Origin of the sequence: Serratia oryzae, from assembly GCF_001976145.1 — a bacterium.
GTDB lineage: Bacteria > Pseudomonadota > Gammaproteobacteria > Enterobacterales > Enterobacteriaceae > Chania > Chania oryzae.
In genome coordinates this window covers 227836-250458 of record NZ_MOXD01000003.1, presented here as the reverse complement: position 1 = coordinate 250458, position 22623 = coordinate 227836, and the positions used below count along the sequence as shown (strand labels likewise).

The following is a 22623-nucleotide window of genomic DNA, read 5'->3' as shown; positions in this document are numbered from 1 at the left end:
TTAACATATGCCCCTCGCCCTGAGTTTTTTCAAAAGAAGAAGCTCAGGCATTACCCTACCAACTGCTTGCCGTAGTCGAACAACGCTTTCAGCAGGGCCATTTTCTCCTGATCCCCTTCATGCAGGTTATACAACGCTTCCAACTGTAATAGGTAGTTTTGCACCCGCTCTGCGTTGAGCACGTTCTGGCGATGTTGCAGCCAGCGGCGCTGTTCGGCGTCATCCAGCGTTTTGGGGTAATTACGTGCACGGTAGCGGAACAGCAACTCCTTCACCCGGCCATCGTTAAAGGTTAAATCCAACGCCGGCAGATTCTGCGGGTTGGTTTGCTGGATAATCTTCATGGCCGCCCGGTCAGCATCACTGAAAAAGCCGTCATACAGTTTGGCATCCACATCATCAAGCGGCGTGAAAGGTTCCGCTTCGGCAAACAGCGCCACCACTTTTTCCCGCACTTCCGGGTGCTGGCGCAGTACTTGCAGGTTTTGCAGGCAGGCTTGGCGATCAATCCCCAAGCGTTCGGCATTTTCCGGCAGCAGCGTTTTGGCGGGGGCCAGCACTGGGCACTTGTTGATATGCACCAGTTTAATTGGCACGGGGGCTTGAGCGGCGGCCAGCCGATCGCGGCGAGTATAGAGGCGTTCGCGCAGTTCGTCGGCGCTCAGTTCCAGCAATGGCGTGATATCACCGGCCAAATCACACATGATCACCGCATTTTTGTTCTCTGGGTGCCAAGCCAGCGGCGCAACCCAACTGGTGTTGCCGCGCGCGGCACCAAACATGCCGGAAACGTGCACCAGCGGAGCCATTTCGGCGATGTCGATCAGCGCGTTCAGTTTGTGCTTATTACGGTGCTGCAATAGATAATCGAACAGCCGCGGCTGCGCCTGTTTGACCAATTTGGCCATGGCAATGGTAGCGTAAACGTCGGCCATGGCATCGTGCGCATTTTCGTGTTCTATGCCGTTAGCGCGAGTCAGGTGTTCCAGACGGAAGCTGGGAAAGCCGTCTTCATTCTCTGGCCAGTTGATGCCGCTTGGGCGCAGGGCATAGCAGGCACGCATCACGTCGAGCAGGTCCCAGCGTGAATTGCCGTTTTGCCAGCTGTAGGCGTAGGGATCATAGAAACTGCGATAGAAGATGTTACGGCTGACTTCATCATCAAAGCGAATATTGTTGTAGCCGAGAATACAGGTACCGGGCACGCTGAATGCTTGGTGGATCTGCCGGGCAAATTCAGCCTCGTTCACCCCTTTGGCCAGGGCGTGTTGCGGTGTGATACCGGTGATCATCACCGCTTCAGGATCGGGCAGGTAATCATCTGCCGGAGCGCAATAAACAACCAGCGGCTCTTCGATGATATTGAAATCCATGTCGGTACGCACGCCAGCAAACTGCGCCGGACGATCCATGGATGGGCTTTTACCGAAGGTTTCGTAGTCGTGGATATAAAATGTGGCCGGTGCCTTGCTGCTCAAAATCGCATCTCTTCATTGGCGTAGGGAATATGCTCCTATTGTAACGGTGCTATGAACGATGCCAAGCAGTGGTTTAGCTTAAACGGAGAAATGCGTGCGATTACGCATTGCGATAGTAGAGCAGGCGTTGATGGAAGTAGTTCAGCAGATGAGCAGGCACGCTTGCTTCGGCATTTTTTAGCCCAGAAGCATGCCCATAGCGTTCATTGTAAATAACGCTGAGCGCTAGCAGGTCGGTATGGATTTTGTCGCGTTCTTGCTGAGGCAAGCCATCCAGTTTTCGCGCCATGTCTTTCTCCTTGCTCGATAAAGTATCATAGGATCGCTGGGGCAGTTTGTCGCTCCCACATTCAGGGAACAAACGTGTAGCTTAAACTCCCGATTAACTGATTTTAGCGATCGACTCTGATTGGCTGTATGGGCGCTCTGGCCCAAATTTCTTGTTGAGTAAATAGAGGCTACCGATAGCCAGCAGCCAGAATATGGCACAAAAGATCGGTACGGCTAACCAGACTTTTTTGTTGTAACTCATAGTGCCTCCTAATTAAGAGAGGATTGCATTTACTGAGCGTTAAAGCAGGTTTGGCATCAATACTGTCAATATAAGTTTTTTTATTATGCATGAGTTTTGCGTCGCTGGTGTTACTAATAAGTGTGTGAGTGTTTCAAAATATTCCTTAAGATAATATTAAGAAAACTAATTTTCCACCCACTTAATCGTTATTTAATTTTCGTTTACATATTCAGGCATACAATCCAGCACATTCAAGGCTAAATATGAGTATCCAATATGAAAACGCTTCTGTTAACCGGCGCTACGGGGTTTCTTGGTGGGGCGGCTCTAGAAAAATTACTGAAAGATAATCAAGGTGTTAACTATCTTATTCTGGTGCGTGCCGAGAATGTGCAACAGGGTTTGAACCGTATTCGCGCGAATATGGAAAAGTTTAATATTAATAAAACCACTCTGGATAAACTCACGCCAGAAAATATTCTGCTGGGTGATTTAAGTGAGCCGACTCATTTTTTATCCGACACACGTATTAACACCGTGACCCACGTGGTTAACTGTGCGGCTGTGGCTTCATTTGGCAATAATCCGCTTATTTGGAAGGTTAATGTTGAAGGTACCTTGGCTTTTGCACAGAGAATGGCGCAGGTTAAAGGGTTAAAGCGTTTCCTGCATGTAGGTACGGCGATGTCCTGCGCACCTGAACCTGGTTCGTTGGTGGCGGAAAGCGCCGAATTTGAGGAAACGGCGGAACATTTAGTGGAGTACACTCGCTCCAAGTCGACGATTGAGCAACTGATGCGACAGAGCTGCCCACAGCTGCCGCTGGTGATTGCCCGGCCTTCGATCGTGGTTGGCCACACGCGTTTGGGGTGCCAGCCTTCCAGCAGCATTTTCTGGGTATTCAGTATGGCGCTGATGCTGCGCAAATTCATGTGTTCATTGCAGGACAATATCGACGTGATTCCGGTCGATTACTGTGCTGATGCGCTGGTGATGCTACTGAACTGCGAGACGCTGGATAACGACGTTTATCATATCTCTGCCGGCGAAGAGAGCAGCGTCAGCTTTGCGGATATCGATCGCGCCATTGCCGCCGCGCTGGAGAAACCGCCGGTTGGCGATCATTACGCGCAGGTCAGCTACGAAGCACTGCTGCAAATGCGCAGGCAACTGAAGGATATCTTCGGGCCGTGCAACGAACGCCTGATGCTGAAAGCGATGCGCCTGTATGGCTCATTTGCCATGCTTAACGTGCGGTTCAGCAATGAAAAAATCCTCAAGCTGGGCATGCCGAAACCGCCGCGCTTTACCGATTACATTGCCTGCTGCGTGCAATCGACTCGCGGGTTGTCGATACCGCAACAAATGGTGGTGGATTTTAAATAACAGGCTAGGCATCGGAAGCGATGTCCGTTTGGCTTACCAGGATGATGATGACCAGAACACGCGGCCCAGCACCACCAGTTGATCTTTGCGCTGCGGGTAGCTGAGATGTTCATCCTGATACTCTTCGCGGTTCAGTGAGCGGATCACCACGCCGCCATCGGGCTGCTCAATCAGAATCTTGACCCGCAAAAGATTACCGTGACGAATAGCATAGGTTTTTCCTTCGCGGATACGGGTATCGGCCGTGTTGATGCCAACCACATCGCCATCCTGCAAGCGCGGCTCCATACTGGAGCCGGAGATGCGGATAATACGCGCCGCGTTCACCGGCACGCCCATCTTATGCAGATAGTAACGGCGGAAGATCAGTGAAAACTCTTCACGATCGACGATTTCATAGCAGCCATCACCGGCAGAAAAGTCGATATCCAGCAGGGGGATCTCGACAAACTCTTCTTTGTCCTGATCGGTATCCTCCCACACGACGGGCCTAAGCCGTGCCGGTTGGAAATCTGACTCCGCTGCTACATTGGCAAAAGGGTGTTTCAAGGTTTTTTCATGAAACACATCAAACCAGCCTTTAGGTAAGTTCAGTTTGGCTTCAATGCGTCGGGCGAGGTTATCGCCCAGATTGCGCGAGGATTTTTCACCGGTGATCTGGCTCAGCGTGGGGGCAGAAGAGCCGACCAGCATGGCAAATTCATTCTGGTTGGTGCCTTGGCGGGCGTAATGCGCCATGAGATCGCGCAGATTATTGCGCCTGATTTCTTTGGTTTCCATCGGCAGATGATCGCACCCTTTAGCAAAAAGGTAAATCCTCCGGCGGCAGAATTTCGGCCCTGTATTAGCGTTAAGCTAGACGCCGCTATGATTGCTCGCTACGCAGGCAACCACTGTTCATCTTCAGCAATATACGCAAGCGTTTTTCATCCACTAAAATAAAATTTTGGGGCATCGTCGGTGAAAATAACGTGCATTTGGGCAGAGAGATCTCTTCTTTTGAGCGCCTGATATACCGCCACTATCGTATTGTTCATGGCGTGCGTATCGGGCTGGCGTTTGTCATTACCTTTCTTTTGCTGCGCTTACTCAGGGTGCCGGAAGGCATCTGGCCGCTGATCACGCTGGTGGATATGATGCGTTACGGCGAGCCGCGGGAAGCAGCAGGAGAATGGCGAGAAACCGCAGCCGAACTGCGTGCCCTGATGCAGGAGGCCAGCGCTGAGCGGCCTTGCGAGGCATCGATCTGCGGTTATATCTGGCTGAGTATGGAACTGGCGCAGCAGCTTGAGGAATTGAACGATCTGCTCAAGGTGTGTACTGCGCGGGTTCGTGAATAGGGGGTCAGATCATGAAGCATGCGCATCGGGTTTTGGCTGGGGCGCTAAAGTGGGTAAGATAGGCCAATGAGAGTTGTGTCTGACGGGCACAAACCTGTATCTTGGTGTGATAGCGGCCCGTCAGCAAATGAATCTGTGTATTACTAAAGCAAGGGTATCAAGATGGATAATGCAAATAAGCCGAGTTTTCAGGACGTTCTAGAGTTTGTGCGTATGTTCCGCCGTAAAAACAAGCTGCAGCGCGAAATTACCGACAACGAAAAGAAAATTCGTGACAACCAGAAACGTGTACTGCTGCTCGACAACCTGAGCGAGTACATCAAGCCTGGAATGAGCATTGAAGACATTCAGGGCATTATTGCCAATATGCGCAGTGACTATGAAGATCGTGTGGATGATTACATCATCAAAAACGCCGATCTGTCCAAAGAGCGTCGTGATTTGTCCAAGAAGCTGAAGGCGATGGGCGAAGTGAAGTAAAGTAATTATCTCCCCCGCAGGGCTGGTATTTTTCCAGCCCTCGTTGTTTCTGTTTTCCCTTTACGCTGCCTGCATTTTTGCCACCAAACCAGGCCGGTATGAGCGTGTTACGCATTGATTTTTCAAGCGGGTATAGCAAATCAGCCCGGACCCGCTACGCTTAGAGTATCGTCTTGCAGCAAACCCTCAGACTATTGTTTTGACGCTGTGCGGTGGTTAAACAGTATTACCGCTGTTTGTGATAAATAACGTTTAAAGTAGCCTTATATTCATAATTTTATTCATAGATGAGCAATTCATTTTTAGCTATGTTGCGATGACGTAGCCTGGTAAGGGGTAACAGGTTCCTTTTATGACAGAACAACAACTCACCGCATTGCTCAATCTGGACGACAGCGTTCATCCTCCTCGCGTGTTGGCCCGTGGTGATTGGGTACTTGCACATTATCGCCTACTGGAACCGGGTGTCAGACAGTTGCAGAGCCGTTTGCCTGGCGATGTGGTGTTTGATCTCAGCCAATTGGGCGTTCTTGATACCGCTGGCGCCAAGCTACTGGTTGATCTTCTTGGTAGCGAACGGATACTCAATCTCAGCCAAACGGCGCCTTCCCTGCCTGCCGAACGCCGTGTTCTGCTGGAAACCGTAGGCCGTTCCCTGCAAGGGTTTGAGCCTTCGGAGACGGAGAGCCCTCCGGGGTTACTGGTTGAACTGCTGGCCAATATCGGCCAGTCGATGGTCAGTTTCTGGCAAAATTTTATCGATCTGCTGGGGTTCATCGGCCTGACCCTGCAAGCGCTGTTTGGCAGCCTGTTACGCCCTGCGCGCTGGCGGCTGACGTCGCTGGTGGCCAATATTCAGCAGATCGGTCTCAATGCTGTGCCCATCATTATGCTGCTGACTTTCCTGGTGGGGGCGGTGATCGCCTTCCTGGGCTCAACGGTGCTGGCCACCTTCGGCGCCGGTATTTTTACCGTCCATCTGGTGGTGTTCTCCTTCCTGCGTGAATTTGCCGTACTGCTCACCGCAATACTGATGGCGGGCCGCACCGCCAGTGCCTTCACCGCCCAGATTGGCCTGATGAAAGCCAATGAGGAAATCGACGCGCTCCAGGCATTGGGGCTGAACCCGGTGGAAATGCTGGTGCTGCCGCGGGTGTTGGCGTTGTTGATTGCGCTGCCGATGCTGACGTTTATCGGCATGATTAGCGGGATCTTTGGGGGGGCGGTGGTGTGCGTCTTGACGCTGGATATCTCACCCACCATGTTCTTGACCATCATGCAGAGCAGTGGTGGATTACAGCACTTTCTGGTTGGCATGAGCAAGGCACCAGTCTTCGCTTTCCTGATTGCGATTATCGGCTGCTTGGAAGGGTTCAAGGTCAGCGGTAGCGCCGCTTCGGTGGGGGCGCATACCACTTCCAGCGTGGTGCATTCAATCTTTGTGGTGATTCTGCTTGATGCTGTCGCCGCACTGTTTTTCATGGAGATGGGATGGTGAGCCAAGCAGCCCCTGAAGCCATTATTCGCATTCGTAAACTGCGTAACTGTTTTGGCAAACAGTGTGTTCACGAGGATCTTGATCTTGACGTACGGCGTGGGGAGATCCTGGGTGTGGTCGGCGGCTCCGGTACCGGTAAATCGGTCCTGCTACGCAGTATCGTAGGCCTGCGCCGCCCGACGGCCGGGCAGATCCATGTTTTTGGCGAAGACTTGATGGCACTTTCCGGCGAACGTCGTTCCGCGCTGGAAAGGCGATTTGGCGTTCTGTTCCAGCGCGGTGCGCTGTTCAGTTCGCTGACGGTCACCGAAAACGTGGCGTTACCGCTGATTGAATATGCCGGATTGCAACGCAGCGATGCCGAGCAACTGGCGCAGGTGAAGCTGGCGTTGGCAGGTTTACCCGCCAACGCGGGTAACAAGTACCCGGCATCACTTTCTGGCGGCATGGTGAAACGTGCGGCGTTGGCCAGAGCCTTGGCGCTGGATCCGGAGATTCTGTTTCTGGATGAACCCACCGCCGGGCTGGATCCTATCGGTGCGGCGGCCTTTGACAGCCTGATCCGCACGCTGCGCGACGCGCTGGGGCTAACGGTGTTCCTGGTTACTCACGATCTGGACACCCTCTATACCATCTGTGACCGGGTTGCCGTGCTGTCGCAGAAAAAAGTGCTGGTGGTTGATGCGCTGGACGTTGTCGCCGCCACGGATGATGTCTGGATCCAAGAGTATTTCCATGGCCCGCGTGGGCGGGCAGCGCAACAGGCCGTAACGAACATACGAGAGAGGCAATAAGAAATGGAAACCCGTGCTCACCATGTACTCATTGGTCTGTTTACTCTCATTATCTTCAGCGCCGTGCTGTTGTTCAGCCTGTGGTTGACCAAGGCTGGCAGCGATCGTCAGTTCAAACTGTACGATGTGGTGTTCAATGAAGCCGTCAGCGGTCTTTCACAGGGCAGTTCGGTGAATTACAGCGGGATCCGCGTGGGGGAAGTGGTGCAACTGCGGTTGGATAAAGACGTGCCGAGTAAAGTCTGGGCACGCATCCGCGTGGCTGCCTCGGCACCGATCCGCCAGGATACGCAGGCCCGGCTGGCCGTTGCCGGCATCACCGGTACTTCCAATATTCAACTGAGCAGCGGCAGCGAGGCCAGCCCGTTGCTGGAAGGTCGGGATGGGGAAATTCCGGTGATTATCGCCACGCCATCACCATTGAGCCAGTTGCTCACCAATGGTGAAGACTTGGTCACCAACATCAATGAGGTACTGATACGCCTCAATCAGGTGCTGACGCCGGATAATCAGCAGCGTTTGGCCAGCACGCTGGATAATCTGGAGAAGATCACCGGCACCGTGGCTGGGGAGAGTGAGGATATCCGTACGGTAATACGGCAGTTGGCGCTGCTCACCAAACAAGGTAATGATACGCTGGCGCAAACCAATCGTCTGGTGCGCAATGCCAACGGTCTGCTCGACGGGCAGGGCAAGCTGCTGGTCAGTAACGCGGCTAAAACCATGGCATCGTTGGAACAAACCAGCGCTCTGCTGAATAAGCTAATCAGTGAAAATCAAAGCTCGCTGAGTAATGGGATGCAAGGGTTCAACGATCTCGGCCCGGCGGTTGATGAATTGCGCAGAACGCTGGTGGCATTGCGCAGTGCCATGAATCGCCTGGAAGAAAACCCGTCAGCCTTGCTCAGAGGCCGTGAACGTACCAAGGAGTTTACACCACAATGATTGACTTCAGCCTGATCTATGCCCGCTACCGCCGTAACGTTTTACGGCTGCTAGCCCTGATACTGTTTATGCCGCTGGCGGCCTGCACTATTTTGCCGGAAAGCCCGGTGTTGCAGGTTTATCTGTTGCCTGCGCAGCCTGTGGCCGGTTCTGGCAGCGGGCAGGCGTCTGGTCAATCGTTGCGTATCGTCCAGCCGACCACTAACCAGTTCCTGAATAGTACGCGGATTGCCGTTCAGCCGCAGGGGCCGGAGATCACCTCTTTCTCTGGTTCACGCTGGAGCGATCCGACCCCGCTATTGCTGCGTAATCGCTTGATTCAGGAATTCCGTGCCGATGGCCGCTTCCTTTCGGTGAGCAGTGATGAAGATAATGTGCAGGCCAGTATAGAACTGAACGGCGAGCTGTTGTCATACCAAGCGGTATACAGTGGTGATAGCGGAGAAGTGGTGATCCGTTTTGACGCGCGTTTGGTACGCACCTCCGATCGTCGGGTGATTACCAGCCGCAGTTTTGCAGTACGGCAGGCGATAAATGGCAGATCGATGGATCAGGTCGTGCAGGCATTCGGCCTGGCCAGCGATAAACTGGCGGCCCAGATGCTGAGTTGGACGCACCAGCAGACGGTAAACTTTCCTGTAAGATAACGGTTTATAAAGCGGTTCGAATAAAATGCCCGGTAGATGTTTATCGGGCTTTTTTATGCCTAAGGCGTGGTTTTTATCAAGCCGATAAGCAGGTGGTTATGAGGGTAACGAGAACCTACGCCTACTATTTAACCTCTATTCGTTATTTTTATATATCTAACAAGGTGTTACCTTAACGGCTTCGATTTCCCCATTATGAGGTATGCACCATGCTTACAGTCGGCTACAAAAAAGTCATTGTTATGCTCTTGTTTACAGTCATGGGGAGTGCCCATGCCGTAGAAGAGCTGAATAGCACTCGTAGCGGTTTTGGCCAAGCCATGGCGGCACGGGATGTAGAAGGTATCGCACAGTTTTTTGATGAAGAAGGCATTCTGGTTAAGCAGGACGGTTCTCTGGCTAAAGGACGAACTGAGGTCAAAGAAGGATTTCGCGAGATACTGGCGGATAAAAATAGGCGTGTCCGGAGCGTTCCTGATTCATCCACTACCGTACAGAATGGCGATATCATTTTAAGAAGCGGCCGCTGGCAGCTGATCGACATTAATGGAAAGGTGCACGAAGAGTGGTTTGCCAGTGAGGTATTTCGTAAAAACGCGCAGGGTAAATGGGTTTATTTGATAGATAGCCCTTATAACAAACTACCTAATTAAGATTGGCCAAAATGCCAATGCACCTTGGCTGGGTGCATTGGCTGATGTACAAATTCAGACGTATAAGCTACTTACTGACCGGCAGTGTAACCTCGGGTAGTTTAAAACCATAGCGGCTCAACGGCGTGAGAATGATCGAGGTCGGGTTGCCGCTAATGGCAAGCCGTTTGGTCTCGCCTGCCAGCAGATAGTAATTCTCCAGTGGAACGATCTTATTCCCAGGCAATAAGGTGAGCTGTGGCGCTAAGCGGATAACATGCTTGCCTGGGTTGGTTATCACCAGTTGTTGCCCTTCAACACTGAACTTCAGGTCTTCCCAAGGGGTTTTGGTCTGAGCAACAGAACTCGGCTGCACGATAAATCCGATATCCTGGCGGATAGGCATTTTGGCGCTGTTATCTACCGCCTGGCTGACCCCCTCAAACGAGGCTTTCAACAGCACCTCATGGGTCAGTGGCGCCCCTTTTTTCAGCACAAAATTGACTTGCTGGCTTTGATCGGCATCGATACGGGTGATCGGCGGCGAAATCAGGATCTGTTTGCTGAGGTTACCGCCATCCAGATCAATCAGCTTGGTCACCAGTAACAATGGCGCTGAAGAGGTATTCTGAATGTTGAAGCTGACTCGGCCTTCGCTTTCATTGAGGATAATGCCGGTGCTTTCCAGCTTGAATGAAGCTTGTGCAGGAGTAACCATCAGCAGTGAAACCAACAGTCCCAGCCCGAGCAGGATGGATAACAGGAGCGGAGGGTGTGCATTTTTTCTGCTCGTTATAGACATAGTAAACCTCACGATGTGTAAACAAAACTCGTTTTAAGTGTAATCCCTGATAATAAGAAAAACAGGGACGTGAATAATTAGCGACAAATCGCTTCAGAGACTTCGTATAACGCGTTGGCGTCGAACTGGGTTGGTGCTTGATAATCGACCAGGCATTCACTCTGATTCATTGCTTTGACGCGCAACGGTTGGCCGATATCGTCATTGGTCAGCATCACGTTCCCATCGCCGATCACGGTGCCCATAAATTTGCCGTTGCCGTTCAATACCGTTGCGCCAACGGGGAGCGCAGTCCCCGTGGTATCGCGGATGGTCAGCAGCAACTGGCGGGTTTCGGTTACCGTAAAGCTCTTGCTGGCAACCGAACCGCGCGCCAGTGCAAAATCGGCGGTCGTGCTGTTCAGCCTGATATTCAGTGGCAATGTTTTGGTATCAATCTGCGCGGTTGCTGTCGTATAAGGTTGCAGCGCAGGCAGAATGGCCTTGCCGGAGCGATTGGTCAGGGTCGCACCGCTGCCAGGAGCCTGCACGCGCAGATTGCCCTGCTTGGGAATGTCGACAATCGCAAACGTATCTCCTATCGCTTGTGGCGATGTCGCCACGTTGCCGTTGGCGTAGGCCATGGCACCACTGGCTGACAGCGAAACGGAGCGGCTCTGGTTAGACGACTGTGATACCCCGGTGGCTAATTGAGCGTAAGGCGTACGCAAGTTAGCACTACCGCTGACGCGTTGCTGATTTTCTGAACCTGTTACACCCACCGAATAGCCACGGTTTTCCCCCCAGCGGCCTTGATAGGTGGAGCCCATAGACAGGGTATTATCCACTTGCTGTATCCGACTGTTCAGTGTCCCCTGGCCCAGTGGCAACGACAGGCTGGCATACGCCGACTGGCCGAAAGCGGAGGATTGCAAACTGAGGCTCAAAGTCGCATTGCCCCAACGCTGGCTGCTGGATAGCGTATGGGCAATATCACTGTCGCCATTGCGATAATACTGATTATGCGAAGCCACATAGGAGAACGCCCCCCAGCGTGGATGTGCCCAGGTAATGGCAGCACTGGTGGCATTACGCAATGACTGGGCGGCAGGATCCTGACGATAGGCGAAGCCACTGAGTGCGTCATCCGCGGTCAGATAATCCTCTGAACGGTAAAGTGTGGACAGGGAGGTAGAGACATTTACCCCCAAATGGGCTTGAGCCTGCAGATCCAACTGATAACCTTGCCGGTTGTCTTTACCCCGGGCATAGCCGACCCCGCCACCCACCCAGCCGCGTTCCGTTCCAGCGTAGCTGCTTTTCATCACCAGGTTTTGGTATTCAGACGACAGCAACCCACCGGTTGTCGCCCGCTGGCGGCTGGCGGGGCTGAAAGCCAGTTCACCCGTAAGCAAAAGTGGGGCATCCGCGGGCATATCTGCCGTCGCGTTAGGGTTGCGATAACGCCCGAGCCCCAGTTGGTAGCTGCTGGCTTCCTGATAGGCATTGATGTCCAACGCATTGGTTACAGAGAAACGCTGCCTGCGGCCATCTTCTTCGATGATCTCGACGTCTGCCGGGATGCCATTGGAAAAGTTGCTGATGTTACTCAGCGAGAACGGCCCTGGAGCGACGACGGTACGGTAAATGGTGCGTCCACGCTGGCGGATTTCGACGGTGGCGTTGGTATTTGCGACGCCTTTAATCGGCACAATCAATTGTGATGCACTGAACTGTGCGCTGTCGGAATAGAGTTGTGCGCCGAATAGTGGCAGACCAGAGAAGGAGTCACTATTGCTGCCGAACTGACCGAGTTGCAATACTGATTTGAGCGATTCCACAGCACGTAAGGCTGAGGTTTCCTCGGAGGTGTAACGGCTATTGCCCAGGCCGCTGGAGACGCTGCTGCGGTTGCGCACTACCCAGTTACTGAGGTTGACGCCAGGCTCAAATAGCCCCTGGAAAAAGCGCAGGTCGGCGTTGTTACCAGAAATTTGCTGACCGAACAGGTTATAGTTGAGCAGCAGAGCGTGCCCACCGTACTGAAAATCGCCCTGTTCAGGATCAAAAGCTTCTTCGGGCAGCATCAACTCCAGACGGAACTGCCCAGGGTAGGTTCTGACCAGAGCAGTAGGCCATAGTGTGCTCAGTTCTTCACATTCTGAGGCGAGCTTGGGCTGGCGAAGTTTCAGGGCAACCAACAGCGCATTATCAACGCAAAGTTGTCCGTCAGCGTTAAAACGCGCATCGACGGTATAGGAGCGAGCTGCATTGATCTGAATATTGACGGTATTAACGCCGGGAAGGAAACGGGCTTCTTTACCAAAGAATTCGGCAACATCGGCCGTATAGCCGAGAGCGGCTAATGTTTTAAGATCAAATTCCGGGCTCTTTTCATTCGCAGCTTTACTAATAGCGGGCAATAATAGACATGCTGATATTAACGAATAAAACGAGACACGCAACGTTGTCATTCTGGTGCTCCAGTAAACCATTACCGTCAGATAAAGTGATAAAATAAGATGGGGAATAAATAGCGGGCACAGAATGCTGTGCCCGAAAAATTAATTCGTAAACCGATGATTAAATGGCGAAGGAAAAGTTTATCGTCATTGAGCCGTCAATCATGGAACTATCCGTTACCGGGCCGTTCATGGTAGCCGTGCTGGCTAATACCGGGATAATACGCATATCGGCGGTAAATACTCGCCCGGCGACAGGAACAGCATTAGTATCGGACCAGCCATAACGGTTAGTGGAACCAAGGAAATAACCGATACCTGCTGGCGCAGCGGTTAATGTTGAAGAACCTTTTGCGCCGTAATATATCGATCTAGCGACGCCGTCAACAAAGCCATTACGCATTGAAACGGTATAATAACCGATCTTGCCCGTTCCGTTGATATAACCCAACCCAAAGTTGGTGAGGTTTGGCGCAGTTTGGCTGGCCGTTGCTGCCCGGTTATCAGTTGAAGTGATGCTGAGATAGGTCTGTGAGTCGCAGGTCACACTCCAGGTTTTGGTCATTGATGCCAACGACGTTGTGGCACTGGCTGACACCAGGGAAGAAGACAGTTTACCCAGGTCATAAACGCCGTTATCAGGTGCGGCAACGGTGCAGGTGGGAATATCAATACTCCCTTGAACCTTGAGTTCTGCCGTAGTTTCTGCAGCCTGAGCATTCGCCACTGTCAGCATGACAGATGGCAGCATGGCGAGGGCAATAAGGTGTTTTTTCATAACAAAATAAAATCCAAGTCAATTGAGTGCTGATAGTTCAGGTCGTTGCCCGCCATGGGCGGGCAACTCTGTCTGGATTAGATGCCGTAGGCAAAGTTCAGCGTCATCGAACCGTCGATAGTGGTGTCATCAGTAATCGGGCCGTTCATAGTGGCAGAGCTTGCCAGTACTGGGCTAACGGTGATGTCAGTAACGAAGATCTTACCGCTTTTTTGGGTGTTGGCTGTTGCTGTAGCCCAACCGGAACGCTGACCGGTAGTGATGTTTGCCGTAGCTGCCGGGGTAAAGGTGGCTGAGGCAGAAGTAAACAGGCTGGAAGCCACGCCATCTACGGTGGCATTTTGCATTTGTGCGGTGTAGTAACCGATTTTCCCGGTACTGTTAACCATCCCCATGCCAAAGTTGGTGGCAGCTACCGCGCTGGATGAGGCCGCACGGTTATCTACCGGTGCAAAGTTCAGGTAGGTTTCTGCATCGCAAGTAACCGTCCAGGTTTTGGTCATCGGAGTCAGCGCGGTAGTTGCCGCCGGCTTGATCATGGTGGCAGACAGTTTGCCAAAGTCATAGATGCCATCATCAGGGCCTGCCACAGTACAGGTTGGAACGGTCAGTTCACCGATAACTTTCAGCTCTGCAGTTGGGGCGTTAGCGTGAGCGTTTGCCATGGTCAGCAGCAGGGTTGATAATGCAGTTGCGGTAATTACGTGCTTTTTCATAAAACAAAAATCCATATCATGATGTTAATAACAACGTGTTTGGTTTTATTTGCTTGTTAATATTGGCAATATAAAACCGTTAATAAAAATTGACGGCATACATTCCATCAATTCTTGTTATTAATGGGTTTTCCCATTAAAAATTTTAACCGCGCGAGGCGAGCGGGTTATGTATTAGAGTCAGTGAGGTTATTCTGTGAATCGTTGAGTTTTTTAATCTTTCCGTAGAGGTCAATTAATCTCAGTTAGGGTTCCCATAGCTGTATACTATACTCGTCATACTTCAAGTTGCCTGAGTGTTGGCTACGCCCTCTCGCACCAGCCACATAGTGATCTATGCCTCTGGCGACTCGGGCTTGCCGTCTACATGCAACTCAAATTATGTAGAGTATAGTAATCTCTTGCTTCTGATGATTTCTAACTTGGTTATAGAGTAACTGACTAAAACGGTTAGCAGGTATACATTCTTTCTGTTGAAAGAATATAAACGCCGTCATGCTCATATTGCTCACATTGAATAAATACGCTGTTCTTTTGATGCGGCGACTATAAAAGCTTTTCTTATCGCTGAGGAGATATTTTTTTGTTTCACGTGATGCTTTATTTGAATGTGTAACAGGAGGGTTTTTTTTGAAAACAATGAGATAGGTTATTTTTTGTCAGAAAATATATGGTGTAAAAAATGACTAAAAAACGATTTTTATAGAAAAAAAACGCATAACCCTAGTAAAGGTATGGATAAAAATACGGGGTTAGCGGTCAGTGAAAGGATTTTCGGCTGCAACTTAACCAGGTTTCGGCTTGGAAAAATTGATTGAGATCAAATAATGCAAAATCAGCAAGAATATTTCTTCTATCATTCTGATTTTAAAAAAATACTGAGTAACTCCATCGCTTGAGATGGCGGCGTTTTGTCCCTTACCGTTGAGCAAAAGCTCAAGGCAAGCGCGAATGCTCGTTGCGGAGAGGGGGGAGGTCGCAGTATCAGGCAGATTTGTGCCGCAAGCAGCTGGCTTTGTCAGCAGTCTGAGGACATCTTGCGGATGCCCTGATTTTAGCCCACAACAAAAAGCGTCTATCACCCCGTGGCAGGCAGAAGGCGACGTATTAATTCCCTCCCACCGACGAGCGCTGTTGCCAAAGCCAGCACCCCGAGAAGCAGTGAGATACCATAAAATGTTTCGCTATAGCCGAAAGCAGCAATCGCTGGGGTGCTGAGCCAAGGGGAAAGGAACTGGCCAAGAAAGATTGAGGTGGTTAACATGCCTCCTACCAGGCCCCGATGCCGTTCTGGGGCCAGGTTGAGCGCAATGGCGACGAAATTCGGCGAGACCATGGCGTAACCTGCGCCGATAGCGGCGGCACCCGCAAAGATTATCCAGGGTTTCACTCCACAGCCGATGAGCATAAATCCCAGGGCCAGCATGGTATAGCCCAGGCTGTAATTGCCGTAGAAGCCGATCGTGCGCTTCATTCGCGCATAGAGCAAAGCCGTGCAACCGCCTGTCAACATCAACGCCCCCAAGGCTGAACCGGTCATCACGGCGCTGTTATAGCCTTGTACCTTGAAGAAAAACGGGAGCTGTGTCGGTATGACGAAGAAGAGCATATTGGTCAGCATTTGCAAAAGGGCCAGGGTAAGAATGAGCCATTTCCAGGCCCGGTGCCCCTTGTTTCCCTGCATTTTGGTACGCGGTGCCGATCTGACGGGTTCGCTAATCGCCACCCACATCAGCGGCAGGAAAAAGGCTGCCAAGCCGTAGATGGCGAATGGCAACCGTGGTGAGATCGCCGCCATGTACCCGGCCAGTGAGATAAACAGAAAACCACCGAAATTGCGTGCCGACACCTGTAGCCCCACTAGGTCACTGCGTTGGTTGCCGGTGAAGTAGTCGCCAATCAGGGCGGTTCCCGCTGTCATGATGAGTGCCACGGCGACCCCCAGGGCCAGGCGACTGGCAAAAATCGCTGGCAGGCTCGGCAGGTAGAGGCCGGCGCTGCCGGTGATGATGAACAGAATAACGCCGATCAAGAGCATTCTGCGTCGCCCAAAGCGATCGGCGAACATGCCTGCCAATGGGGCGCAGAGCACCACGCTAAGAGAGGGGGCGGGCACCAGAAGGCGTGTCAGTATTTCCGCATGGGGGGCGTCTGAAAAGGCGGCCTCGAGCCCTGCCAGCGCAGGGCTGATCGTTGCATTCGCCATAACGGTCAGGCTCGCCGCCAGCAAAAGAGCGATGGCCCGCTGATCTCGCCAGACGGATGTTGGAGCAGGAACGGGGTCTTGTTTCATGAACTGTTTTCCTCTTGCATGAATTTGCGTGTTAATGCATCGTACAAGTTCAAGTCAACTTGAGGTCAAGCATGAAAATCCTGGATATCGGCGAGGTGGCGCAGCAATCTGGCGTATCGCCTTCGACACTGCGCTATTACGAAGAGATCGGCCTGATCGCTTCTGTCGGGCGGAACGGCCTGCGGCGGCAGTTCAAGACAGACGTCCTGTTGCGGCTTTCCTTGATTGCCCTCGGTAAGTCTGCCGGTTTTTCGCTGGTTGAAATTGCCAGCATGTTTGGCAAGGATGGATTGCCGGATCTGCCGCGTGGGAGCCTGCATGTCAGAGCGGATGAGTTGGAACGCCAGATCTGCAATCTTACGGTGTTGAAAAACGCGTTGCGGCATGTTGCCGATTGCCCGGCACCCTCACATCTCGAGTGCCCGACATTCCAGCGCTTACTTGCGACGGCAAGTCATCGCAAAAAGAGTAAAGTGAAATAGAAATATGGGAAAAGGCATAACGCTATTAGCTAGTCGAGACATTTAAGTACTGATATCTGTATCCGCCGGGCAACTCAGACAGACTCTGTTCAATCAGACGTTTTTATGTCTATATTTCCTAACAGCCACTATCATTATTTTTCCACGGCAACATCCTCATCAACGTATTATCACGCATAACGTAATGATGAAATATGGCAGCTAAAGAGTGGAACCCTATAATAAAATAACCTGCACTGGCAATAAACTCATGAATTTCTTTTAACGTATGCTGTAGATTTCTATTCTGTTCATAGCTTACAGGCATGGTGTAAGAGAAAAACGACCACTCGACATTGCCATAGTAAAGAGACAGGCCCCCGAGGAGGGGAAGGCTGATAAACATAAGGTAGAGAATGCCGTGTACAGCCTTTGATAGCGTTATTTGCCAACGCGGAGGCGTCGGGATAATATCAGGGTTTTTGTGTGTAACCTTCAGGAGTATTCGAACCAGCATCAATATCATAACGCTGACACCCAAAGTATAATGGAGCGTTTTTATCCATTCTCTTGCATCACTCCCTTTCGGCGCTACCCCTTTTAACTCCATGGTTGCATAAGTCAGTACGATAAGAATAAAAATAAGCCAGTGAAATAAAATCTGACTAGGTGAGAATTTCTGATTCATCATGACCTCTCTGATGTGTGGTAGCCAAATTTACACTATTTAGATTAGGTTAACATTAAGGGGAACTGTATGACTTCCTGTAACCCTTATTTGTAATTTCAGTTCTGTGAGTCTAACTCTGTCTTCTTAAGGAGTTCTTAAGCAGCTTGGGATTTATAATTATTAATATGCTGCTATGACTTTCTGAAAAAACGCGTGGGGAATATGATATTACCGATGAAAGTAATAATGATTATCATGAGTGTTTCTATAGGGTGCTCACTCGGAAACAGGTTGCCATCGGCTCTTACGAATTTGTTTCTGCGCGTGCCGCGCCCCAAGGGGCAGGTCAGTCTTGACGATAACGGAATTCAGCGTGCCGAAGCCCCCGCGTTATCCAACGGGGGCAGTGGAGGTTACTCGTCAGCTAACATGAACATGCCGAATGGATGGATTTGCAGGTAATAACTGTCTCCCGGTTCCGGTTGCAATTGGGTGGCGTTAACCTGTAACAGCAGCGACTGATCGTGCCAATTCACCAGCACTTCGTATTGCGGCCCCATATAGGCCACTTTGCTGATGGTGCAGCGTTGGCTGGGTTCGCCGTGTTGGCTGAGCGTGATCGCCTCGGGACGCACGCCAACCGTACATTGCTGCAATCCAGAGGCAAAACCGTGCGGGCGTGGCACCTGATAGCCGAAGATCTCAACGCCGCTGCTGGTGACCTTGGCCGGGAAGATGTTGGCATCACCCATAAAACTTGCCATAAAGCGCGATGCCGGGTAGCGGTACAACGTTTGCGGTGCCCCGAGCTGCATGATTTCCCCTTTGTTCATCACCAGCACGCTGTCTGAAACGGCAAAGGCTTCGCTTTGATCGTGCGTGACATACAGTGAGGTGATATGGAACTGTTGCTGCAACTCACGGATTTTCTCGCGCATGCTACGGCGCAGGTTCGCATCAAGGTTACTCAAAGGCTCATCGAACAGCAGGACTTTGGGTTTCAGGATCAGCGCTCGCGCCAGGGCAACGCGCTGCTGCTGGCCGCCGGAGATCTGATCGACATAGCGTTCTTCAAAACCTTCCAGATCGACCAGCATGAGTGCTTCACGCACCCGATCGCGGATCTCAGCCTTGGGCCGGCCGAGCATCTTCAAGCCGTAACCGATGTTATCCCCCAGCGACATATGTGGGAACAGCGCGTAGGACTGGAAGACCATACAAATATCACGCTGCTGGATAGAGCGTTCGGTCACGTCTTCGCCATCGATAAAGATCTGCCCGCTGCTGGGCTTTTCCAACCCGGCAACCAGGCGTAATACCGTGGTTTTGCCACAGCCGGAAGGGCCAAGCAGTGTCACCATTTCACCGCGTGGAATCGCCAGACTCAAATCGCCAATCACGGTGTTGTTGCCAAAGTGTTTGGCGACGTTTCTCAGTTCAACAAAGGGTTTTTTATCTTGATTGTCAGACATGTTGTTCATCCTTATGCGCCGCGCTCAGGCCGCATTCCGGGCTTTGGAACGCGCCACCCGCGCTTCCCCAACCAGGGCATCAAACAGGAAAATAATCGCCAGCATCACGACGATCAGAATCGAACCATAGGCAATTGCCACGCCATATTCACCGTCCTCAACCCGGTTAAGGATGTAGGAGGTGGCGACGCGCGTATCCGGCGTAACCAGGAAAATAATGGCGCTGACGGTGGTCATGGCACGCACGAAGCTGTAAACCAACGCCGAGAGGATCGCCGGGCGCAACAGCGGCAGCAGGATATACAGCACGGTGCGCAGTGAACCGGCGCGCAGGCTGAGCGAAGCTTCATCCAGCGATTTGTCCAACTGCCCCAAACCGGCGATACCCGCACGGATCCCTACCGGCACGTTGCGCATCACCATGGAGATAATCACGATCGCTGCGGTACCCGTCAGGTAAACCGGCGCACTATTGAACGCCAGAATGTAGGACACCCCAGCGACGGTGCCCGGCACCGCGAAGCACAGCATGGTGCTGAACTCGATGACCTTTTTACCGCTGAACTGCTGGCGCACCACGATGTAGGCAATCAGCAGGCCGAAGATGGCAGTAATCGGAGCGGCAATCCCGGCATACAACAAGGTATCCAGCAGAGAAGGCCATGCGCCATCGCTGAATCCTTGGCCGAACAGCTTGCTGAAGTTGTCCAGCGTCAGGGTGTAATCCACCCCCCAGTTGACGGTGAAGCTGCCGTAAAAAATGCTGCCGTACAGCAACAGGTTAAAGGCGATCCACACGTACAGCATCAATGAAACGCCCCACACCAGCAGCGTTGGCAGCGGCTGCACATCACCATGGTTTGATTTGCCGGAAATGGTCACGTAGGAGCGTTTACCGATCCACATGTACTGCACACAGAACACCAGCAATGAGAACAGCAGTAAGATCACCCCTAAGGTACTGGCGGCCTGATAATCCAACTGTGCGCCGGTGATATAGAAGTAGATCTGCGTTGCCAGTACGTCGAAGTTGCCGCCCAACACTAACGGGTTGCTGAAGTCGGCCAACGACTGGACGATAACGATCAGGAACGAGTTAGCCAGCGCTGGTTTCAACAGTGGCAGGAAGACCTGCGTGAAGGTCTGAAAACGGTTGGCGCGCAGCGTGTAGGACGCTTCCTCCAGTGAAGGGTGGATGGTCTTGATGGCACCGTCGAGGATCATAAATGACATCGGGGTAAAGGCCAGCACCTGTGCCAGCCAGATACCGGTAAAACCATACAGCCAGTTGGTATTGGTCAGCCCGAACCAGGTCACCATAAACTCGGTAATGTAGCCGGAGCGCCCCATCATCAGGGTAACGCCCAACCCGACGACAAAGGGCGGCGTGACGATAGGCAGGATCGAAAAGACGCGGCCAATCAGCGCTGAACGGCGGGCAATGCGCGTGGTATAAATCGCCAGCACCATACCGAAGAAGGTGCAACCTATTCCAACGGCGGCAGAAAGCAGGAAAGAGTTCCAGATCACCTGCAAAATATGCGCTTGCCCAAGAACCTGCATAAATCCTAACGGGGCGAAGGCACCGGCATCATCGGTGAACATCGGAATAAAAATGGCGATGCTGGGGTAAATGATAAACAGGGTGATGAGCGCAATCACCGCCACCAATGATCCCAGCACGAAGCGATCACCCCCTAGCCATTCCAGCCTGGAAAGTGCCAAGGTGATCACCGCGCCCAGCGCCAGCAGGAGGGGCAGGGTTGCGAATCCCATACCGGTATCGGTTAAGGTGGCAGTGATAAACACCAGCCCCGCGCAGGCCAGCGCGTAACCGGCGTCAAACAGGTGTCGGGTACGTCGTTCGCGGCCAGCGGCCAGTGCCGGGCGCAAAAACAGCAGCAGCGGTGCGGCAAACCACACCAGCGCCACACCGCTGTGCGACCATCCATAGGCGGCCAGCAGCTCTTCACGAGAGGCTCCCAGTAGCCCGTAGTCCAGGCTGTATGAGGGCAGCAAGGCAAAGCCAGCCAGCGCCAGCAGCAGCCAGTAGAAAATAGGATCCCGCCCCTGCGCGGCGCGCAGGGTAATGGCTTCAGACATGATATTCCCCGGAATTAACTAAATGGGACGGGCGTGGAGATAAACACGCCCGATCTGGGTAGCACTGGGTTAGTTGCCCATCTTCACGTCGCTCACCCACTTGGAAATCAGCTTTTTACGCATATCGGAGGCACCGTAGGTATCCATGTCGTAATCGATCAGTTTCAACTGATCCAGTTTCAGCGAGTTGGGGGAGGTTTCAGCCGTGGTGTTGGTCAGAATCTGGTAAGACTGGCCTTTCTTCCAAGACAGCTCTTGGGCTTCTTTAGATAGCGCCCAGTCAACGAACAGCTTGGCGTTTTCCATATTGCGGGCATTCTTGATAATGCTGATACCGCCAATTTCATAGCCGGAGCCTTCGCAAGGGGAAACCAGCGTCAACGGAGCCCCTTTTTCCTGTTCTAGCGAATAGTCATGCAGGAAGCCAATGCCGATGGCGATTTCACCGCGTGCGGCGTTGCGAGCCGGAGCGATACCGGATTTGGTGTACTGAGAGATATTTTTGTTAAGCTGCTTCAGGTATTCAAAGGCCGCCTCTTCGCCCCATAGCTGAGTAAAGGTGGCCAGCGCGGTGTAAGCGGTACCGGAGCTTTGCGGATCGGCGATCTGGATCTCCCCTTTGTAGATCGGGTTGGTCAAATCTTTCCAGCATTTGGGCACCGGCAGATTCTTTTCTTTCAGGCGATCGTTGTTGACGCCAAAGCCGAGGATGCCGATATAGACCGCAGAAGAGTAGTTGCCTTTGCGTTTGGCCGGATCGCGGAACTGCGGCATGATTTGTGCCAGATTAGGTGAGGCGTAAGCCTCGAGCAGGTCCATTTCACCCGCTTGCGATTGGGGATCCAGCGTGCCGCCATACCAGACATCGGCCTGTGGATTCTTTTTCTCCGCTTCCAGCTTGGCCAGCGTGCTGCCGGAACCATTGCGGATAAAGCTGGTTTTGACGTCGTATTTTTCCCCGAAGGCTTTGGCTTCTTCTTCACACATGGCGTTGGTGGCGCTGCAATAGATCACCAGTCGCCCCTTGGCCTGTGCGCTTCCTGCCAGCGTAGCCAGTGCCAGAGTCGTAGCCAAGAGGGTGTTCAAAGGTGTTAATTTCATCATGCTGTCCTTTTTGTTGTTGTAGGGTAAAACGAACTTATTGGTTTCCTTCCCCGTGAGTGGGATAAATTC

General features: G+C 52.2%; 21 protein-coding genes and 1 pseudogene. 9 read left to right on the top strand and 13 right to left on the bottom strand.

Going from position 1 to position 22623, the window contains the following annotated elements; all coding sequences use genetic code 11:
* Positions 1-50: 50 nt before the first annotated feature.
* The 3 genes from sbcB to BMI79_RS23770 form a co-directional block, all read right to left on the bottom strand.
* Entirely contained in the window at positions 51-1478 is a 1428-nt protein-coding gene (sbcB, locus tag BMI79_RS07140; protein ID WP_076941443.1) for an exodeoxyribonuclease I, read from the bottom strand.
* Positions 1479-1578: 100 nt separating this feature from the next.
* Positions 1579-1767 carry a DNA polymerase III subunit theta gene (locus BMI79_RS07135; RefSeq protein ID WP_076941442.1) on the bottom strand — a complete coding sequence of 63 codons (189 nt, stop codon included), beginning with the start codon at positions 1765-1767 and terminating at the stop codon, positions 1579-1581.
* A gap of 93 nt (positions 1768-1860) precedes the next feature.
* Positions 1861-2010, bottom strand: a complete 150-nt coding sequence (locus BMI79_RS23770; RefSeq protein ID WP_158069107.1) for a hypothetical protein — start codon at positions 2008-2010, stop codon at positions 1861-1863.
* A gap of 258 nt (positions 2011-2268) precedes the next feature.
* Here BMI79_RS23770 and BMI79_RS07130 point away from each other — a divergent pair, with 258 nt between their 5' ends.
* Positions 2269-3378 carry an SDR family oxidoreductase gene (locus BMI79_RS07130; protein ID WP_076941441.1) on the top strand — a complete coding sequence of 370 codons (1110 nt, stop codon included), beginning with the start codon at positions 2269-2271 and terminating at the stop codon, positions 3376-3378.
* Positions 3379-3411: 33 nt separating this feature from the next.
* Here BMI79_RS07130 and BMI79_RS07125 read toward each other — a convergent pair whose 3' ends face one another.
* Positions 3412-4158: a S24 family peptidase gene (locus tag BMI79_RS07125; protein ID WP_076941440.1), complete on the bottom strand. Its 747-nt coding sequence runs from the start codon at positions 4156-4158 to the stop codon at positions 3412-3414.
* 191 nt (positions 4159-4349) lie between these two features.
* Between BMI79_RS07125 and BMI79_RS23310 the strand changes: the two are divergent.
* From BMI79_RS23310 to BMI79_RS07090, 7 genes and pseudogenes are all read left to right on the top strand, one after another.
* Positions 4350-4517 (top strand): annotated as a pseudogene (locus BMI79_RS23310) (FUSC family protein); the annotation flags it as partial.
* 363 nt (positions 4518-4880) lie between these two features.
* Positions 4881-5198, top strand: a complete 318-nt coding sequence (tmaR, locus tag BMI79_RS07115) for a PTS system regulator TmaR (RefSeq protein WP_037402210.1) — start codon at positions 4881-4883, stop codon at positions 5196-5198.
* A 352-nt stretch (positions 5199-5550) separates the two neighbouring features.
* A complete protein-coding gene (locus tag BMI79_RS07110; RefSeq protein WP_076941438.1) occupies positions 5551-6696 on the top strand; it encodes an MlaE family ABC transporter permease in 1146 nt (381 codons plus the stop codon).
* On the top strand, positions 6690-7490 hold the full coding sequence (locus BMI79_RS07105; RefSeq protein ID WP_076941437.1) for an ABC transporter ATP-binding protein: 801 nt from the start codon (positions 6690-6692) through the stop codon (positions 7488-7490). The genes BMI79_RS07110 and BMI79_RS07105 overlap by 7 nt, the downstream gene beginning before the upstream one ends.
* A gap of 3 nt (positions 7491-7493) precedes the next feature.
* Complete coding sequence (locus tag BMI79_RS07100) at positions 7494-8435, top strand: MlaD family protein (protein WP_076941436.1); 942 nt, start codon at positions 7494-7496, stop codon at positions 8433-8435.
* The gene (locus BMI79_RS07095; protein WP_076941435.1) at positions 8432-9082 is read left to right on the top strand and encodes an ABC-type transport auxiliary lipoprotein family protein; all 651 of its coding nucleotides are present in this window, start codon (positions 8432-8434) and stop codon (positions 9080-9082) included. Before BMI79_RS07100 ends, BMI79_RS07095 begins: the two co-directional genes overlap by 4 nt.
* Positions 9083-9291: 209 nt before the next feature.
* Positions 9292-9735 carry a YybH family protein gene (locus BMI79_RS07090; protein WP_076941434.1) on the top strand — a complete coding sequence of 148 codons (444 nt, stop codon included), beginning with the start codon at positions 9292-9294 and terminating at the stop codon, positions 9733-9735.
* A 67-nt stretch (positions 9736-9802) separates the two neighbouring features.
* Here the strand turns inward: BMI79_RS07090 and BMI79_RS07085 are convergent, their stop codons facing one another.
* The 5 genes from BMI79_RS07085 to BMI79_RS07065 form a co-directional block, all read right to left on the bottom strand.
* Entirely contained in the window at positions 9803-10516 is a 714-nt protein-coding gene (locus tag BMI79_RS07085) for a fimbria/pilus chaperone family protein (protein WP_076941433.1), read from the bottom strand.
* 77 nt (positions 10517-10593) lie between these two features.
* Positions 10594-12969, bottom strand: a complete 2376-nt coding sequence (locus BMI79_RS07080; RefSeq protein WP_076941432.1) for a fimbria/pilus outer membrane usher protein — start codon at positions 12967-12969, stop codon at positions 10594-10596.
* A gap of 109 nt (positions 12970-13078) precedes the next feature.
* Positions 13079-13735 (bottom strand): DUF1120 domain-containing protein, encoded by a 657-nt coding sequence (locus BMI79_RS07075; RefSeq protein ID WP_076941431.1) that lies wholly within the window; start codon positions 13733-13735, stop codon positions 13079-13081.
* A 77-nt stretch (positions 13736-13812) separates the two neighbouring features.
* Complete coding sequence (locus BMI79_RS07070) at positions 13813-14451, bottom strand: DUF1120 domain-containing protein (protein ID WP_076941430.1); 639 nt, start codon at positions 14449-14451, stop codon at positions 13813-13815.
* A gap of 1078 nt (positions 14452-15529) precedes the next feature.
* On the bottom strand, positions 15530-16744 hold the full coding sequence (locus BMI79_RS07065) for an MFS transporter (protein WP_076941429.1): 1215 nt from the start codon (positions 16742-16744) through the stop codon (positions 15530-15532).
* A 71-nt stretch (positions 16745-16815) separates the two neighbouring features.
* Between BMI79_RS07065 and BMI79_RS07060 the strand changes: the two genes are divergently transcribed.
* The gene (locus tag BMI79_RS07060) at positions 16816-17226 is read left to right on the top strand and encodes a helix-turn-helix domain-containing protein (RefSeq protein WP_076941428.1); all 411 of its coding nucleotides are present in this window, start codon (positions 16816-16818) and stop codon (positions 17224-17226) included.
* Between the two features lie 118 nt (positions 17227-17344).
* On the opposite strand, the gene cybB is transcribed toward BMI79_RS07060, so the two are convergent.
* The 4 genes from cybB to BMI79_RS07040 form a co-directional block, all read right to left on the bottom strand.
* Entirely contained in the window at positions 17345-17893 is a 549-nt protein-coding gene (gene cybB / locus BMI79_RS07055) for a cytochrome b561 (protein WP_076941692.1), read from the bottom strand.
* A 395-nt stretch (positions 17894-18288) separates the two neighbouring features.
* A complete protein-coding gene (gene fbpC, locus BMI79_RS07050; protein WP_076941427.1) occupies positions 18289-19347 on the bottom strand; it encodes a ferric ABC transporter ATP-binding protein in 1059 nt (352 codons plus the stop codon).
* Positions 19348-19371: 24 nt separating this feature from the next.
* Positions 19372-21450, bottom strand: coding sequence for an ABC transporter permease (locus BMI79_RS07045; RefSeq protein ID WP_076941426.1), 2079 nt, complete (start codon positions 21448-21450; stop codon positions 19372-19374).
* Positions 21451-21519: 69 nt separating this feature from the next.
* Positions 21520-22551 (bottom strand): ABC transporter substrate-binding protein, encoded by a 1032-nt coding sequence (locus tag BMI79_RS07040; RefSeq protein ID WP_076941425.1) that lies wholly within the window; start codon positions 22549-22551, stop codon positions 21520-21522.
* Positions 22552-22623: the final 72 nt, after the last annotated feature.

Excerpts from the sequence above, each read along its gene's own strand:
- BMI79_RS07105 (WP_076941437.1), top strand. The coding sequence starts at position 6,690 with ATGGTGAGCCAAGCAGCCCCTGAAGCCATTATTCGCATTCGTAAACTG.
- BMI79_RS07085 (WP_076941433.1), bottom strand. The coding sequence starts at position 10,516 with ATGTCTATAACGAGCAGAAAAAATGCACACCCTCCGCTCCTGTTATCC.
- BMI79_RS07125 (WP_076941440.1), bottom strand. The coding sequence starts at position 4,158 with ATGGAAACCAAAGAAATCAGGCGCAATAATCTGCGCGATCTCATGGCG.
- tmaR (WP_037402210.1), top strand. The coding sequence starts at position 4,881 with ATGGATAATGCAAATAAGCCGAGTTTTCAGGACGTTCTAGAGTTTGTG.
- BMI79_RS07110 (WP_076941438.1), top strand. The coding sequence starts at position 5,551 with ATGACAGAACAACAACTCACCGCATTGCTCAATCTGGACGACAGCGTT.
- BMI79_RS07045 (WP_076941426.1), bottom strand. The coding sequence starts at position 21,450 with ATGTCTGAAGCCATTACCCTGCGCGCCGCGCAGGGGCGGGATCCTATT.
- BMI79_RS07040 (WP_076941425.1), bottom strand. The coding sequence starts at position 22,551 with ATGAAATTAACACCTTTGAACACCCTCTTGGCTACGACTCTGGCACTG.
- BMI79_RS07075 (WP_076941431.1), bottom strand. The coding sequence starts at position 13,735 with ATGAAAAAACACCTTATTGCCCTCGCCATGCTGCCATCTGTCATGCTG.
- BMI79_RS07080 (WP_076941432.1), bottom strand. The coding sequence starts at position 12,969 with ATGACAACGTTGCGTGTCTCGTTTTATTCGTTAATATCAGCATGTCTA.
- BMI79_RS07065 (WP_076941429.1), bottom strand. The coding sequence starts at position 16,744 with ATGAAACAAGACCCCGTTCCTGCTCCAACATCCGTCTGGCGAGATCAG.
- BMI79_RS07135 (WP_076941442.1), bottom strand. The coding sequence starts at position 1,767 with ATGGCGCGAAAACTGGATGGCTTGCCTCAGCAAGAACGCGACAAAATC.
- fbpC (WP_076941427.1), bottom strand. The coding sequence starts at position 19,347 with ATGTCTGACAATCAAGATAAAAAACCCTTTGTTGAACTGAGAAACGTC.
- BMI79_RS07060 (WP_076941428.1), top strand. The coding sequence starts at position 16,816 with ATGAAAATCCTGGATATCGGCGAGGTGGCGCAGCAATCTGGCGTATCG.
- BMI79_RS07090 (WP_076941434.1), top strand. The coding sequence starts at position 9,292 with ATGCTTACAGTCGGCTACAAAAAAGTCATTGTTATGCTCTTGTTTACA.
- BMI79_RS07130 (WP_076941441.1), top strand. The coding sequence starts at position 2,269 with ATGAAAACGCTTCTGTTAACCGGCGCTACGGGGTTTCTTGGTGGGGCG.
- cybB (WP_076941692.1), bottom strand. The coding sequence starts at position 17,893 with ATGAATCAGAAATTCTCACCTAGTCAGATTTTATTTCACTGGCTTATT.
- BMI79_RS23770 (WP_158069107.1), bottom strand. The coding sequence starts at position 2,010 with ATGAGTTACAACAAAAAAGTCTGGTTAGCCGTACCGATCTTTTGTGCC.
- BMI79_RS07100 (WP_076941436.1), top strand. The coding sequence starts at position 7,494 with ATGGAAACCCGTGCTCACCATGTACTCATTGGTCTGTTTACTCTCATT.
- BMI79_RS07095 (WP_076941435.1), top strand. The coding sequence starts at position 8,432 with ATGATTGACTTCAGCCTGATCTATGCCCGCTACCGCCGTAACGTTTTA.
- BMI79_RS07070 (WP_076941430.1), bottom strand. The coding sequence starts at position 14,451 with ATGAAAAAGCACGTAATTACCGCAACTGCATTATCAACCCTGCTGCTG.